The sequence below is a fragment of the Streptomyces sp. NPDC059866 genome (genome assembly GCF_042731325.1).
Taxonomy (GTDB): domain Bacteria; phylum Actinomycetota; class Actinomycetes; order Streptomycetales; family Streptomycetaceae; genus Streptomyces; species Streptomyces flavusporus.
Map to the genome: position 1 here is coordinate 26,516 of NZ_JBHWJT010000036.1, position 14,422 is coordinate 40,937.

General features: G+C 65.6%; 15 protein-coding genes. 7 read left to right on the forward strand and 8 right to left on the reverse strand.

Annotation, left to right across the window (positions count from 1 at the left end; genetic code table 11):
* The first annotated feature begins 37 nt into the window (after positions 1-37).
* From ACFV7R_RS38150 to ACFV7R_RS38160, 3 genes are all read left to right on the forward strand, one after another.
* Entirely contained in the window at positions 38-553 is a 516-nt protein-coding gene (locus tag ACFV7R_RS38150; RefSeq protein ID WP_385272501.1) for a hypothetical protein, read from the forward strand.
* A 104-nt stretch (positions 554-657) separates the two neighbouring features.
* Positions 658-2,967, forward strand: a complete 2,310-nt coding sequence (locus ACFV7R_RS38155) for a hypothetical protein (protein WP_385272504.1) — start codon at positions 658-660, stop codon at positions 2,965-2,967.
* A gap of 74 nt (positions 2,968-3,041) precedes the next feature.
* The gene (locus tag ACFV7R_RS38160) at positions 3,042-3,533 is read left to right on the forward strand and encodes a hypothetical protein (RefSeq protein WP_385272507.1); all 492 of its coding nucleotides are present in this window, start codon (positions 3,042-3,044) and stop codon (positions 3,531-3,533) included.
* A gap of 174 nt (positions 3,534-3,707) precedes the next feature.
* Here ACFV7R_RS38160 and ACFV7R_RS38165 read toward each other — a convergent pair whose 3' ends face one another.
* From ACFV7R_RS38165 to ACFV7R_RS38175, 3 genes are all read right to left on the reverse strand, one after another.
* The gene (locus ACFV7R_RS38165) at positions 3,708-4,172 is read right to left on the reverse strand and encodes a hypothetical protein (protein ID WP_385272510.1); all 465 of its coding nucleotides are present in this window, start codon (positions 4,170-4,172) and stop codon (positions 3,708-3,710) included.
* A gap of 74 nt (positions 4,173-4,246) precedes the next feature.
* The gene (locus ACFV7R_RS38170; RefSeq protein ID WP_385272513.1) at positions 4,247-5,437 is read right to left on the reverse strand and encodes a helix-turn-helix domain-containing protein; all 1,191 of its coding nucleotides are present in this window, start codon (positions 5,435-5,437) and stop codon (positions 4,247-4,249) included.
* The gene (locus ACFV7R_RS38175) at positions 5,422-5,901 is read right to left on the reverse strand and encodes an ATP-binding protein (protein WP_385272516.1); all 480 of its coding nucleotides are present in this window, start codon (positions 5,899-5,901) and stop codon (positions 5,422-5,424) included. The genes ACFV7R_RS38170 and ACFV7R_RS38175 overlap by 16 nt, the downstream gene beginning before the upstream one ends.
* Positions 5,902-6,139: 238 nt before the next feature.
* Between ACFV7R_RS38175 and ACFV7R_RS38180 the strand changes: the two genes are divergently transcribed.
* The 4 genes from ACFV7R_RS38180 (at position 6,140) to ACFV7R_RS38195 (ending at position 8,450) form a co-directional block, all read left to right on the forward strand.
* Positions 6,140-7,012: a helix-turn-helix domain-containing protein gene (locus ACFV7R_RS38180; protein WP_385272519.1), complete on the forward strand. Its 873-nt coding sequence runs from the start codon at positions 6,140-6,142 to the stop codon at positions 7,010-7,012.
* On the forward strand, positions 7,009-7,215 hold the full coding sequence (locus tag ACFV7R_RS38185) for a DUF397 domain-containing protein (protein ID WP_385272522.1): 207 nt from the start codon (positions 7,009-7,011) through the stop codon (positions 7,213-7,215). Before ACFV7R_RS38180 ends, ACFV7R_RS38185 begins: the two co-directional genes overlap by 4 nt.
* Positions 7,216-7,297: 82 nt before the next feature.
* On the forward strand, positions 7,298-7,870 hold the full coding sequence (locus ACFV7R_RS38190) for a hypothetical protein (RefSeq protein WP_385272525.1): 573 nt from the start codon (positions 7,298-7,300) through the stop codon (positions 7,868-7,870).
* Positions 7,871-7,937: 67 nt separating this feature from the next.
* On the forward strand, positions 7,938-8,450 hold the full coding sequence (locus ACFV7R_RS38195) for a hypothetical protein (protein WP_385272528.1): 513 nt from the start codon (positions 7,938-7,940) through the stop codon (positions 8,448-8,450).
* 62 nt (positions 8,451-8,512) lie between these two features.
* Here ACFV7R_RS38195 and ACFV7R_RS38200 read toward each other — a convergent pair whose 3' ends face one another.
* The 5 genes from ACFV7R_RS38200 to eccB are packed head-to-tail and all read right to left on the reverse strand — an operon-like array spanning position 8,513 to position 14,329.
* Entirely contained in the window at positions 8,513-9,622 is a 1,110-nt protein-coding gene (locus tag ACFV7R_RS38200) for a hypothetical protein (protein WP_385272531.1), read from the reverse strand.
* Entirely contained in the window at positions 9,613-10,869 is a 1,257-nt protein-coding gene (locus tag ACFV7R_RS38205; protein ID WP_385272534.1) for a hypothetical protein, read from the reverse strand. Before ACFV7R_RS38205 ends, ACFV7R_RS38200 begins: the two co-directional genes overlap by 10 nt.
* A gap of 33 nt (positions 10,870-10,902) precedes the next feature.
* Positions 10,903-11,514 (reverse strand): hypothetical protein, encoded by a 612-nt coding sequence (locus ACFV7R_RS38210; protein ID WP_385272537.1) that lies wholly within the window; start codon positions 11,512-11,514, stop codon positions 10,903-10,905.
* Complete coding sequence (mycP, locus tag ACFV7R_RS38215) at positions 11,508-12,779, reverse strand: type VII secretion-associated serine protease mycosin (protein WP_385272540.1); 1,272 nt, start codon at positions 12,777-12,779, stop codon at positions 11,508-11,510. Before mycP ends, ACFV7R_RS38210 begins: the two co-directional genes overlap by 7 nt.
* Positions 12,780-12,802: 23 nt before the next feature.
* Complete coding sequence (gene eccB, locus ACFV7R_RS38220) at positions 12,803-14,329, reverse strand: type VII secretion protein EccB (protein WP_385272542.1); 1,527 nt, start codon at positions 14,327-14,329, stop codon at positions 12,803-12,805.
* Positions 14,330-14,422: the final 93 nt, after the last annotated feature.

A 14,422-nucleotide genomic window follows, 5' to 3' on the forward strand; every position in this document is an offset into this window, starting at 1 on the left:
GCTCCGGCGGCCTAGCAGCACGGGAGAAGGGGCACGCATGGCATGGGACGAGTGGGAGCAGCTCAAGGCCCAGGCGGCCGAACGGCAGTCCACGCAGATGCAGTTGAATCAGCTCGACCCAGGTGACGGCTCACCCGGCATTGCCGGGGGGCCCACCCACTACGGCCGCCTGGAAGTTCCGAACGCCTCGCTGACCAAGATCAGCAAGTCGGCGCACACCTTGTACAACGCGCTATGGGACAAGGCCCGCGTCGCTGTCCCCACCAGCGACTCCGCAGCCGGCGATCTGTCGAAGCAGGGTTTTGCGCTTGGGGCCGGGCTGCAGCATGTGTCGAACCGGTGGGAGGAGCAGCTCAAGTCCTTGATGGACGCCTGCGCGCAGATCACGAACCACCTGCAGGTCAGCAAGAAGATCCATGGCGCCGGCGAGAACTACATCGTGCGGCAGATGAGCAGTATCGCCACACTCGACGCCGGCTTCGACGAACGGGTTGGTCAGCCCGGCGAGAAGAATCCCATCTACGGAGAGAAGAGCGAGAAGAAGGAAGAGTAACGGCGGATGAGACGGGCGACGGCATTCCCCGTCGTCACGCCCGGGCCGGCACGACCTCACCGACTCACTCAGCCACTGCTCGACACCTCTGGGGATAGAGACCGATGGACCTCGACACTCTGCGCAACGCCAACTTCAAGCTGCTCGACGATGCCGTCAATGACTGGTCGACCCTGGTCAAGCACCTTGAGACGTTGAAGAAGGACGCCGAGGACGAATTGCATCAGGCCGCGAACAAGGCGGACTGGGCCGGCGTGAACGCCGGGGTGACCAAGGAGTTCATCGGCAAGACGGCCGAAGAGTTCACCGACGCGCACACTCAGGCGAGCACGATCCACAAAATTCTCGACGACACACGAAACGAGCTGAAGCTCTATCACCAGCAGCTCGTCGACGCCATCGAGGGCGGCCGGAAGAACAACCTCATGGTCATCGGGTACGAGGGCAGATTCACCGTCACCTCGAACGTCCCGCCGGAGGGACGAGCCCAGCAGGACAAGAACAACCAGTCCGAGATCACCACACTCCGCGACGAGCTCCAGAAGATCCTGGACAAGGCGACCGAGAGCGACAACTCGGCCAAGACTGTTCTCACTGCCATCGCCGACCAGAGCAAGCTTGGCTTCTCGGATGCCAACTACTCCAGCCGGGACGCCGCGGCAGAGGCCATCAAACAGGCCGAGAGGCTGGCGAAACTGGCGCGGAAGAACCCCGAGGACCTCACCGTCGAGGAGTTCGACCAACTCACCGCCGGGCTCAAGAAGTACGGCAACGACGATCTTTTCGCCGAACGGTTCGCCACGACTCTCGGGCCCCAGAAGACATTGGAGTTCTGGGCTGGGGTCAGTGATCCCTACCACGGTAACTACGAGCTGGGGCGGGAGCGCCTCGACCAGCTGGACGACCTGCAACGCAGCCTCGGGACGACCCTCGCCAACGCAACGCAGATCGACTCGGTAGCGATGACCGAGTGGAAGCGCACGATGATCGACAACGGCGACAAGTTGATCCACGGCAACCAGGGCGGCCCCATGGGCTTCCAAGTCATGAGCAACCTGATGCGAACCGGGGACTACGACGACCAGTTCCTGAAGGACTACGGAACCAAACTCATGGCCACCGAGCGCAAGCTCACCGGCAACGGGGAGCACGCCAATACGGTTTGGCGGCAGATGGGCGCGTCCCCAACGTTGAACCGAATTGGTGAGGACAGCGGGTCAGATCCGTTCACCGGCTACCTGAAGGGCCTCTCCAACAGCCCCGACGCGGCCACCGACTTCTTCAACCAGGAGTTCATCTCCCATAACGATCCGGACAACCCCTTCGAAGAAGACAAGGACGACGATGACAAGCCTGGCAAGGTCACGCTGTCCAACTTCCAGTACCTCTTTGAGGAAAGGGACTGGCCTCAGGAAACCGACTCCAAGGGCAAAGAACTTCACACCGGGAAGAACAATCTAGCGCTCGCCCTGGAGGCAGCTACTACGGGGCATCCGGCGGGTGAAATGCCCACTCCCGACACACCTGCGCACAACGCAGAACAGGCCAAGCTGTTCAACGCCATCGTTTCATCGGTGGCAGAGGATCCCGGGCGCCTCACCGATCAGGAGTACATGTCGGACAGCATGGGACAGATCACTTCAGAGTATCTGCCGGATATCAACCGAGCCGTTACTGATGTGTCGAGGGGCTCGAAGTCTTGGGAGGACATCGAGAGGCTCTATCCGCTGGCTGGTACGGACGCCGCACTGAATCATGCAGATGTGACCAAATTCCTCTTCGCAGTGGGGCAGAACGATGAAGGATACGCTGCTGTCGAAGTCGGTCAGCAAGCGTACATGGCGGAACTGATGGAATACCATCTGAACCCCGACTTGCCAACCGATCAGCGTTTCTCCACAGACACAGAAACCACTGTGAAGTACTTTACGGAGCGCTCCGGTGAAGTGTCAGGAACACTCGGGCTCGCGCGCCAGGAGGCCATCGGGAGTCCAGGTTCGGACGAGGATAAAGAATACGACCACTCAATCGCTCAGTATAAGAACGGAATTTCTGGTGGCGTCGGGACTGCAGTAGGGGTCGGCACCTCCTTTATCGCGACGCCTTGGGTAGGGGCTCTGGTTGGCGGCCTCTCCACCACGGCAACGAGTGTGGTCTTGGAGCAGGTCTTCAAGGATGCCGAGGGGCACACCCTGGAGCAGAAGACCAAAGAAATGGGTGACAGTTGGCAGGCTGCTCTTAACGTAAACAACGAATACGTCAGCAAGGGAGCACTGGCCGCCGCAGATAAATATAACCTGGACAATGCCGAAGATATCGACATCTGGTCCAGAGAAGGAGCCCGCCAAGGCTTCATCAATGCACGCGCCATCCTTGACGGGCAGGCTCCCGGCAGCACGACCAATCCTGGATGACATCCTACCCAAGCGAGTAAACTATGAAGCCTTCCCATGCTCATACACCACAGCGCCGTATACTCACAATTGTCGTGGCGACTGCCCTCCTTGGGGTACTCTCGGGGTGCACTGAAGACCAGGCAAACCGTGAATACGCAGTTCCGCACTCTGCATGCGGGACGCCCATTAACGCGAAGGCGGTTTCCGATTTCCTGCCTTCCGGAAAGAAACTCACTACCAAGGTGACCTCAAACTCCCGAAACACAACGAAGTGCGCCATCTCCGTGGACGACAAATTGATCGTTCAGACTTCCCAGGAGTGGTGGAACGATATGTCAGTCTTTGAATTTGCTCGGGGCATGACCCTGGATGACCCTGGCCAGCAGACGGATGACGGGGCATACGCCTACTCGGGCTATCAGGCCTTCAGTAAGGTGACGAATTGTCGCAGCAGCAAGCACAAAGATCAGGTGCTTTTCACGGCCATTCAAGCCTCCGGGTCGAAACATCGAGACGCTACCGCGATGAAGCAGCTCATCACCGACTACACCCATGCTGTCGAGGATTCCCCCATGTGCGATTGAGGCGCAGATCTCCCTCAGCGCGACCGCCATACCGCGACGAACCTCATCGCCACCGTCCGGCACGTCTTATGCCAGCTTCAGTACTGCCACGACGTCCTCGACGGCTGTCTGGGGTTTGCCGGGTGTTGAGGACCCTTAGCGGTGCAGTTGACGCTCTATCAGGCTCTTTTCCGGTTAGCGCATGAGATCTTCAGGACATATCGAAACACGGTGCAAGTGCCGCCCGGCGGCCTGCATTCGGCCAAGGAGTTCGTGACTTTCCAGAGCACTGATCAGGCCATCGACGACGGCCCTATTCATCAGGTCGTAGGTCTCCTTCGTCGTGATGCCGCGACGGCGCGCGAACGCGCCGGCCGACCGGTCGTCGGTGATCCACACGGAGTCGCGGAACTCGGTCCGCATGGTGATCAGTACGCATGTCTCGGCTTCACCGAGGTGCTTCGTCGGTACGGATGCAGGCCCGTTGAAGACGGCACGACGTACACGGTCGACCTCCGCCAGCTCCCAGGAGTCGGTGATCTCGATGGGTTCGCCCAGCCAGCTGGCTTTCTCGAGCCCTCGCATCGACGGCAGGTATCTGGCGGACTGCTTGGCCTCGTAGGCCACGGCCTCGGTCCAGCGTCCGCGGCCGTCCAGCACTTTTTCGAGGAGCGGTAAGCGGTCGACGGAGGCGAAGTTGCAGAGGACCGTGTTGTCCGGGAACCAGCAGATTCTCATGGCTGAAAGACCAGGTCTCCCTCTTCTGCCTCGCCGTTTGCCGGTTCCGGAACCTCGGGCTGTGTCGGGTCGAGGATGTCGTGCAGCTCGTCCACATCCCTTCGCAAGAGGGCCGCGAGGGGCCGGAGGGTCGTCTCCCCGTCGGCGTAGCACCTGTACAGAGCCGATACGACGCGTACGGGGAAGCGCCCGGCGGCGGCCCAGGCGAGCTGTCGTTGGAAGGCGTCTGTCGCTCCGGCGAGCAGGTGGCAGATCTGGGTGGTGAAGCCGCGGTAGTGCTGCGCCGACTGCGCATCGATCAGGCGGAGTTGGCTCAGGCGCGCGGTCAGGGCACTCGGCGAGACCTTGAAACCGACGACTAGCGCGGAAAATGCCTCGTCACTGAGATTGCCTCGGCTGTCGGCCAGTTGCTGGAAGCGGTGCGTGACTTCCGGTGCAGGCATCAGCAGATTCGAAGCGAATACGTTCGCCCGCACCTCGGTCAGATCCTTCTGGCGCCCCGGAGCAACATCGGACTCGACCACGGGTTCCTGAGCGTCCCGGGCCAGGATGTGGCCGAGTTCGTGCGCCAAGGTGAACCTCTGCCGGGTCCAGATCTCCGTGGGCTTGATGAGGACGAGACGGAAAGTGTCCGTGTGCCACGCGAGTCCGTCGACACCGTCGGGCAGCTGCGTGACTGCGATGTCCACGCCGAAGGTCTCGGAGCACCTTGTGATCAGAGCGTCGGTTTCGAGATCGGCTACGGTCCAGTGGGCGTCCGTCGGCTTGAGGGATGCGGCAGCATCCTGAGCCAGCTTCTCCCCTTGATCGACGTAACGCGCGAGATCCGTACGCACGGTGGGGAGCGGGGGCAGCTTCGGCAATCGCCCCAGCAGCTCCAGCACCTCGTACGCCGCGGTGAACCGGCTCGCGATATCACCCACGTGCTCCCGTCCGGGAGCCGTCGCGTCCGCCGTCCGTGCGGCCAACGAGGGGCGCGACGGTTCACGCCCCGTGAGCAGCCAGTCCACCGTCCTGCCGCCCGCCTCGGCGATCAACGCGAGGTCGAGCGAGGTGAAGCGGCGCACGCCCTTGAGCGATTTCGACAGCTTGTCGGGTGTGAGGCCCACCTTCTCGGCGAACGCAGCCTGACTCATTGAGGCTGCTTCCATGACCCTGCGCACACGGTCGATCACAGTCTCGTCCATACACTGACAGTAACCGCGGCTTGCGAAAATCGCAACACCTCGAATTGCTCACGGAGGCCTGCCGTGACACATCTCTGCATGTCGAACTCCGCCCAGACGCACTTGCCCGGGGCGGCCTCGCGGGGAGTCACGCCCCAACGGTCCGCGAGGTTCGCGACCAGGAGCAGGCCGCGACCGGACTCGGCGTCCGAGGCCGGCGGACTCGGCGCGACTGGTTCAGGGACGCGCTCGCCGCGGGTGTCGGCGACCTCGACACGGAGGACGTACGGCGTGGCTGTCAGCCGGAGGTGAAAGTCGCGGCCGGGAACGTGTCCGTGACGGATGGCGTTGGCAGCGAGTTCGGAGGCGACGAGGGTGACGGTCTCGTTGGCGTCGGAGTCGTAAGGGTGACCCCAGTCGGCAAGCCTGTGCGCGACGAGTCGGCGGGCGAGCCGCGCGCCCCGTGGGGTGGATGTGAAGCACATCGCGAACTCCGTTGGATGCAGGCAGCGTTGCGACGGGTGCTCTTCGGAGTGAGTTGCCTGATTCATGACGCATACGGTCTCGTCGCGTGCGTAGCGTTGACCAGGCGTAACGCTGTGACATGGGCGGGCCGTACGCGGCATGGTCGGCGTTGTACGCGGCTTGGGGCGTGACCGGTCCCGGGCAGCCGCGTTGGCGCGGGCAGGCGGGGCGCGACGACGGTGTAAGGGGTGGCAGGGCTTGGAAGAGCGGGAGCGGGCCGCGGAGGGCGAGTCAGTCTCGGACGCGGATGCGGGTGTGTTGCCCGATGCCGAGTTCGGAGTGGCGCTTCTGCACGTATTCGGGCAGCAGTTGAAGTTGTGCCGGGTGCGGGCAGGGATGGACCGGGCTCGGTTCGGATCATTGACGGGCTATTCGGCGTCGACGATCGCGTCGTTCGAGCAGGGGCGGCGCATTCCGCCGCCGAAGTTCATCGACCGGGCGGACGAAGTCCTGGATGCTGGCGGCGTGTTGAAGGCAGGGAAGGAGGTGGTGGCACAGGCGCAGTATCCGGTGTTCTTTCGGAGTGCGGCTCGGTTGGAGGCGGAGGCGGTTGAGTTGTGCGTGTACGACACGTACATCGTCAACGGATTGCTGCAGACCGAGGAGTACACCCGCGCAGTTCTGGGCATGCGACGCCCGCTGCTGGACCAGGACACGATCGAGCAACGTGCCGCCGCCCGAGTGGCCCGGCAAGAGATCTTCAACAGGTGGCCGGCACCCCTGCTCAGCTTCGTCATGGAGGAGACGGTGGTGAAGCGGCGCCTTGGGGGTCGAGCCGTACAACGCGGACAGCTCGAACAGATTCTGCTGATCGGCCAGAAGCGCAACGTCGAGATCCAGATCATGCCGCTCGACCGCGAGGACAACGCGGGTGTGGACGGCCCGTTTACCCTGCTGAGCCGGCAGGGGGGCGACCAGTTCGGATACATGGAAGCGCAGGGCAAGAGCACACTGGTGACGGACCGAAACGAGGTCCGTGCGCTCGCGGCGCGCTATGGGATCATCCGAGCGCAGGCCCTCACCCCACGTGAGTCGCTGGCCTACATCGAGAAGTTGTTGGAGGAGCTATGAACGCCGAACCGACCACGCGTACCGTCGATGAACTGGCGTGGGTCAAGAGCAGCTACAGCGGCGCCGAAGGTGGCCAGTGCGTCGAGGTCGCGCCCCGCTCCAGCACCGTGCATGTCCGCGACTCGAAGGACAGGACGCAGAAGGTCCTGTCCGTCTCCTCTCAAGGGTGGGCCACCTTCATACGGTTCACCGCGCAAAACTGATAGACCGAGGCCCCTATCTCACCAAGATCACCTGAGGGCAGCGGTGCTGGATGCGCAACCGTCCCGCACACGCTCCTCCAACATGCCCGGAGCACCGCTGCCCCAGTACGCCCTCCATCACGACCCTGACTACCCCCAACTGCTGGCCGACGCCCGCGAGAAGGCACAGGGCTGGACCGACGGCATCGCCAAGGCGGTCAAGGCCGTCGACGAGGCCGACCAGAGCGTGAAGCGGGCGCTGGCCCGCGCGACGAGCGATGTTTCGACGGACGGTATCGGGATCGGCGGGTTCAACGCCTCGGCTGTGGGTGACCTGGCGAAGGCCGGTAAACCGGATCCCAAGACCACCACGAAGACCGACGGGTGGGTCTCTGAAGGTGAGAGCGGGGCCTCCGGCCCCGGCGTCGGGACATCGGTCACCGGGCCCCACACCGGGGCCGGCAAGCTGGGCGAGGCCGAGGCGCATGCTGACCTCGGCCGCGCCAGCGCGGAGGGCTCGCTCACCAACGGGCCGATGAAGCTCGCCGGGGAGGCCGAAGCCTACGCGGGGGCCGGTCTCGATGGTGTGCAATTGGGTGGTGAGACGTTCGCGGGTGCGAAGGGGCGCCTCCGGAGGTGTGGACATCGAAGGCTGGCGCGCCGCACCACCGGATGAGGCCGGCGCACCGCGTGCCGCGTTCGTCGCGCGGCACTCGCACCCGGATGCCGGATAGGTTGACATCATGGGCCTCTTCGACAAGCTGACCGGAACCAAGCACCCCGACGACGGTGTCGCGCCGCGTTCGGCCGAGGAGGTGCGGGCAGCCCTGCTCGGCGTCAACCGACCCGATGTCCCGTACATCATCCGCAACGGCGCCGCGGAGGGCGCCGACCTGGTGGCGGAGTGGCAGATGGCGGAGCCCACCTGGGTGGCCATCTTCGTCCAGTCCCAACTGACTCGCGCCGTCCGGATCCGGATGCGCCTGGTCCCGGAGAACCATGAGGTGCGCGCCCTCGAGGAATCGTGGGAGGTCACCCAGGTCGGGAATCCGCCAAGGCTCAAGATTTCAGGGGCGTACTCGCGTGGGCCTGACAGGACCGTCTCCCGCCACTACACGATCAAACGCGGGGAGAACGGCGGCCTCGAAGCGACGGAGACTTTCCACTTCAACGGTACGGACCTGCGTAACCCCCTGCAGGACGCCGTCCTCAAGTCGGGCTGGACCTGGCGCAGCGTGATCTTCAGCAAGCTGTGAGGCCGACGGGCCCCGACTCGCCGCCGCCTTGGCACTCGGTTTCCCCAACCGTCTGCCCGGAGTCACGGAGTTGTGGGCGCCAAGCAACCATGCGCCTCCGAAGAGTGTTCGGCGAAGGTTCGGAGGGCGGTTCTCGCGTACTTGCGCTCCGCTTCCGTTGCCTGTTGTCCGTCAGTGTCCCGTGTGCGGGACACGATGAAGACCGCTCGCTCCGCGTCGGCCGGGCACGCGGCGGATCCCCAGTAGGATCCGTCTCCCGGAAGTCGCCCCTTGGGTGCGTCGGCGGGTGTGGGGTCCGAGGTGTACCGGAGCTCTTCCTTGTAGCCGGCCTTCAGTTGAGCCGCGTACGCGCCGAAGTAAGCCACCAGGGAGTAGCGGTGGTTGCCCACGCCGTCGTCGCCCAGGCGGCATTTCTCAAGGGGAGCTCTGTCGCGGGCGGTCTCCCAGGCCGTCGTGACGTCGGAGGTCGGGCGGATGCCCAGGCACGTGCCGGAAGCACCTGACAGGGGCTCGAACTCCTCTTCCGTCACCGGGAGTCCGACCGTGCGGACCCGGCGCTGGCCCAGGTGGGTCACGCAGCCGTACGCCTTGGCCGCCTTCGCTGCCGTACCCGTGGCAATGCGTATGTAGGCGGGGCGGTTGGCCGGGTCGTCAAGGGTCGTGTCGAGTTCCGTCTCGACCGTCACCGCCAGGCCCTTGACCGGCTTGCCCGCCGACGTTTTCGAGCTGCCCTCGCCACAGGTCAGGAGCAGTGTGGTTGTTGCCTCACCGTCATTGATGGGGGCGGTGTCCGCGGCGAAGAGGCCCAACCAGCCATTTCCGATCGGTACGGGGAGCATGTCATTGGCAGGGACCCCGGCAAAGGAAACGGAGAGCCGGCTGTACACGCCGATCCACGTCGTGTCGACGATGCTCACCTTCGTACTGCCCCCGCCGTCGGTGCTCGCACTCACCTCGCAGGTGTCGATTCCGTCGCCGGATCTGCTCTCCACGTCCAGGCGGTCGTCACCCAGTACCGCACGGACATCGTCCACGGGCAGCATGCCTCCGCAGGCGCGGCCCAGTTCACGGTCGTTCATGCCGTACAGCCAGACCGACCCGCCCAGGACCACCAGCGCTCCCGCCGTCACGAGTGCCGTATTGCGGATGATCCGCTTTCGTCTCACCTCCACTGCTCCACCTCCCCGAGCAGCTTCGTGCCGTGGCAGTCCTGTGCCTTCGGCCATCCGTCGGGGGCATTCAGGTAACTGATCATCAGTTTCTTTGCGGCACTCGAGAGTTCGGCACGCTGGGGGCGGGTCAGGTCAATCCCGCCGTACTCGAGGTCCACCGAGTGCTCGTCGAGGTTCGGACGCACCGAGACCCGGTGGTACGTCGTGCCGCCCGCGCACTCCGAGCGGGCCCACAGGGCGAGTTCCGCGTCGTCGTCCCTGATGGTGTCCGACTCGTCGTCGAAGCCGGGGTACTCGCCGTCCCGCTCGTAGTCGCGGTACGCGCTGCGCCCCAGCTCACCCACCCAGCTGGTGGCGTCTAGAGTGACAGGCTCCAGGTCGGCCGGCTGCGGGTCGGTGTAGTCGCCGTATTCGTCGGCCCGGCGATCGGCCCGGCACACGCTCAGCAGGCGGGACTGCTGGAGATCGCCTGTCGTGGTCCAGGTGCCCCGTACGGGTGCCGATCCCTTGGCCGACATCCATCCGCATTTCTTGGCGCCCCGGCCCGGCTCGTCGACGCGGATGCCGTCGTAGTCCCCCTCGTCGACCGGACCGCCGTTCGCGTCGTGTTCCTCGTAGGTGTCGATCACCCGGGTGGGGAGATTCAACGCGGTGCCGGACGGCGTGGATGTGGTTCCGCAGTGTTGCCGTTCCGCTATGGCGTTGGCGACATGTACGGCGATGCGGAACTCCGTGCGGACGGGCACCTTGTCCATTCCCACGGAGACGTACATCTGTGACGCCGGGCGCGCGCGCCCGGTCAGGCCCTTCGGGCACTCCGCGACGATCCAGGGCCTGCCCTTGTCGTCGCTTTCGCGGCCTGTGACGCCGGGAGCTTCGTAGCCCGGCGCCAGGAGGTCCTCTGTCTTCATTTCGTACGGAAGGTGGTTGACGAGCGTCGCGGCCTCGACGTGCACACCACCGCGCTCCTCCCAGTCCAGGGTGCAGTTCAGCAGCGAGCGACTCTCCTGACCGGGTTGCAGCAGGGTGCCGTACTGGTCGAGCGTTCCTCGTACGTCGTCCGGTACGTGGTCGCGGAGTTCGTCGTACGGCAGCAGGCCTCCGCAGGCCTTCTTCAACTGGGCTCTGTTGGCGGCGAGATGGCCACCCTCGTCGCCCGGCATCAGCGTCACGCCAGCCGCCGCGAGCAGGCCCAGCGCCAGGACCCCGGCCAGGGAAAGCCGCAGCCTCTTCGGTATCCGTCCCATCGCTCCCGTCCCCCCGTCCCTCGGCGGCGGAGATCAGCACTCCCCCACACGGCTCGACACCGCGAACGTGTACTTCGGCTCCTTCACCACCGCCGCGTCGCCCGAGAGTCCAGGTGCCACCGTCTCGATGTAACCCTCGTGTGTGCGCTTGACGTGCATGCAGAAGGACACCCCCGCCCCACTGGCCGTGATCCGGTAGTAGGCCTCGTCGGACGTCGTCTGGCCGGTAACCGCCGCTTCCACGCCAAACTGGGGGGCGTCGCCGCCACCGTGCTCGACGACCTCGTCCTCGATGTTCGTGGCGTATTCGCCCTCGAAGTCGGCAGGGGCGTCGCCCTCCAGCGAGCTGCCGTAGGTGAAGCTGCCGTCCAGGGCCTCCGTGGCGCCCCTTACCGCGCTTGTCAGCTCGTTGTCGCTCCACTTCGAGTCGTCCTCGACTGTCAGGCCTTGGATTCCCGCGACGACGCCGCCCACCGCGACGCCAACCAGGATGATGCGAGCGACGACGAACGCCGCATCAGGGACCTCGGGCGCGGACGGATTGAGCGTCTCTCGCCATGCGCGGACTCGGTCCGCCTTCACGCAGGCCATGGCGACCAGCACCGCGGACAGGACGAAAAGGATTACCGACAGTTTTGTCAGCATGCCGTGTCTCCTATGCCTCGCCGACGCCGCCGCGCATCCCGTATCGCCACCGCCGTACCCCCGAGGCCGGCCACCAGCACCAGGCCTCCTACGACCACGTACGTGCCCAGCCGCGTGTTCCGCTCCTCCGGTGTCTCGCCGAAGTGCACCGGTGCAACCGACGGTGCCTTGCCCCTCGCGACGCCGTTCTCGGGTCTGGGGGACTCCACCGGGTTCGCCGGATCCACGTCCGTCAGGGCCCTGACCGGGTCGACCACGCCCCAGCCGACCAGGCGGTCGTGGCCGGGGATGGAGCGTTCCGCGGTCTGTTGGATCTGGGCGACGATCTGCTGGGCGGTCCACTTGGGGTACTTGGCCTTCAGCAGGGCGGCAACGCCGGCTACGTACGGGGCCGAGAAGCTGGTGCCGTTGTCGGAGCAGTGGCCGTTGCCCGGGACCGTGGAGATCATGTCGACGCCCGGTGCCGCCACGCCCACGAACTCGCCGGACTGGGAGAAGGGGGCCCGCTCGTTGTTGCGGTCGGAGGAGGCCACCGCCAGGACGCCCTCGTACGACGCCGGGTACGTGACCTTGACGTTGCCGCCGAGGCCGTCGTTGCCCGCGGAGGCCACGACGACCACTCGCTGGGCCAGGGCGTAGTCGACGGCGTCCTTCAGGCGCGAGGTGGGTTCGACGGCGTTGGCCGTGTCCTGGGAGATGTTGATGACGTCGGCGCCCGCCTGGACCGCGTAACGGATCGAGTCCGCGAGGGTGTCCGCCGTTCCGTTGCCCTCCGCGTCGTTCTGCTTGATCGGGATGATCGTGGCCTCGGGGGCCAGGCCCACGAAGCCGGTTCCCTTGGTGGGGCGAGCGGCGATGATGCCGGCCACGCGCGTGCCGTGGCCGACCGTGTCCGTGGTGCCCTGTGCGTTGCCGCGTTCGATCTTCTCGCCCTTGGCGTTTTTCGGGGGCAGGAGGTTCTTGCCCTTGGACGCGTCGACGGCCGGCTTCAACTGCGGGTTCTTGACGTCGACTCCCGTGTCGATCACGGCGACCTGGACGCCCTTGCCCTTCGACTGCGCCCACAGCTCGTCGAGGTTGACGCGCTGCAGCGCCCAGGGCAGGCCCTCGTACTGCTTGGACGGGAAGGTGCACTGGCCGCTGTCGTCCGCCTGTGCCGCGGGGGCCGGGAGGACGAGCAGGGTCGTCGCCGTGAGGGTGGTCGTGGCGAGGAGGGCCGCCGTGGCCGTACGGATCTTGGGCTTCAAGTCGGTTGTCTTCAGCATGAGTTCGTTCTCCACACGCACCGCTACGAACCCTGCGGCTGACGTGCCGCCGCCTCCGACAGGCGCGGACCGGTCGGCAGGAACGTCGACCACTCCGCGGGGACGGGCGTCGGGTTGACCTTCTCGTAGCCGAGCCGGGTCTGGGCGATCTTCGCTTCGTTCAGCTCCTGCTTGCGCTGCTCGGCGGAGGTGCCGATGCCCTGGTCGTCGGTGGCGCTGTCGCTGTTGGACTGCAGGGCGTAGCGCAGGCCGGTGTCGGTGACCAGGAAGACGCTGCCTGCCTTGGTCTCCGTGCCCTTGAACTGACGGTAGAGCTGGCCGGAGCCGGGGGTGACGTACGCGCTGGAGGAGCCGGTGGGCAGCTGCGCGGGGAAGTCGGTGCCCGCCCAGGTGGACAGGGTCGTCGCACCGCTGTCGGCGTTCACCGAGCGCAGGACGTTGCAGACGGCGTTGCGGCCGGTGGTGGTGCCGGCGCCGGTGTTGACCGTCTTCGGCTTGTACGTCGGCCACTTCCTGTCGCCGAGGAACGTCGTGCTGTCGACGACGGCACCGGGGCTGACCTGTTGTGCCTCGCCCGCCTGGCCGACGGCGACGAGGGCGCCGCTGTTGAGCAGCAGCGTGGCCGTGAACTCGGAGATGCGGGCCACTTCGCCGGGCAGCACGACGTAGTACTGCATCCGCGTGCCGTCGTAGGCCTTGATGACCATGCCGACCTTGTCGTACTCCCCGAGGCTGTCGGACGCGCCCGCGGGCTCGCCCGGTGTGCCCTCGATCGACGGGATCTCGAGCTGGTCTCCCTTGTGCAGGGTGTCGAGCCATTCCTGGGAGACGCGCTGCGGGTCGCGGCCCTGGGTGTCGAGGGCCTTGAGGAGTTCCTTGTCGGTCGGGTCGGCGAGCTGGTACGCGGAGCCGCGGGAGTCGACGACGTACTGCGTCTTGCCGTCCGGGGCGACGACGTACATCAGGTCGCCGCCGGAGAGCTTGTTGCGGCCCTCGGTCTTCGACCACTCCTTCTCGGCGAGGACGAACGCCGCCTTCTGGATGGCCCGGCCGCCGTCGCCGGGGCGCTCGCACACCGCCCAGCGCTTGGCGGTCTCCGCCTCGCCGTCGGAGGGCAGCCGGTCGGGGGCGTACGGGATGCCGATGGTGGTGCCGTGCGGCGGCTTGCCGCTGTCGAGGACCTTCTCGTCGACGGTGATGATGCTGTTCTTGGCCGGGTCCAGGAGCAGCTTGGCGGACGCCATGTTGAGCACCGGGTGCAGCTGCTTCTCACCGTCCGTCTTCAGCACGACGTAGCGGGTGGTCGAGTCGCTCGCGACGATGACGTGCTCGCCCGGCGTGTCCCAGCCCCTGGGTGCCGTGGGACTGAACAGGCCGATGGCGCCGAACACCGCGAGGATCACCACGCCGACGACGACACCGGGCCAGACCGCGCTCAGCGGCTTCGGTGCACCCTCCTCCGAACCCGACGGCGAGGGTTGCAGGAACGACGCGAGTGTGCGGCGCTTCGCGAAGGTGTAGGCGTTGAGTTCATCGCGCCGTGATGCCATCTCTGTCCGCTCACTCCCCGTGCGGAGCCATGGGGGACCCGTGAAGATCCGTCCCCCCGCCCATGGTTGCCTCTGGTGACTCAGTTGTCAGAC

What these genes read in the sequence shown, in the direction of transcription:
- ACFV7R_RS38195 (WP_385272528.1), top strand. Translation starts at nt 7,938, where the DNA reads ATGGGCCTCTTCGACAAGCTGACCGGAACCAAGCACCCCGACGACGGT.
- ACFV7R_RS38155 (WP_385272504.1), top strand. Translation starts at nt 658, where the DNA reads ATGGACCTCGACACTCTGCGCAACGCCAACTTCAAGCTGCTCGACGAT.
- eccB (WP_385272542.1), bottom strand. Translation starts at nt 14,329, where the DNA reads ATGGCATCACGGCGCGATGAACTCAACGCCTACACCTTCGCGAAGCGC.
- ACFV7R_RS38205 (WP_385272534.1), bottom strand. Translation starts at nt 10,869, where the DNA reads ATGGGACGGATACCGAAGAGGCTGCGGCTTTCCCTGGCCGGGGTCCTG.
- mycP (WP_385272540.1), bottom strand. Translation starts at nt 12,779, where the DNA reads ATGCTGAAGACAACCGACTTGAAGCCCAAGATCCGTACGGCCACGGCG.
- ACFV7R_RS38185 (WP_385272522.1), top strand. Translation starts at nt 7,009, where the DNA reads ATGAACGCCGAACCGACCACGCGTACCGTCGATGAACTGGCGTGGGTC.
- ACFV7R_RS38170 (WP_385272513.1), bottom strand. Translation starts at nt 5,437, where the DNA reads ATGGACGAGACTGTGATCGACCGTGTGCGCAGGGTCATGGAAGCAGCC.
- ACFV7R_RS38190 (WP_385272525.1), top strand. Translation starts at nt 7,298, where the DNA reads ATGCCCGGAGCACCGCTGCCCCAGTACGCCCTCCATCACGACCCTGAC.
- ACFV7R_RS38175 (WP_385272516.1), bottom strand. Translation starts at nt 5,901, where the DNA reads ATGTGCTTCACATCCACCCCACGGGGCGCGCGGCTCGCCCGCCGACTC.
- ACFV7R_RS38150 (WP_385272501.1), top strand. Translation starts at nt 38, where the DNA reads ATGGCATGGGACGAGTGGGAGCAGCTCAAGGCCCAGGCGGCCGAACGG.
- ACFV7R_RS38210 (WP_385272537.1), bottom strand. Translation starts at nt 11,514, where the DNA reads ATGCTGACAAAACTGTCGGTAATCCTTTTCGTCCTGTCCGCGGTGCTG.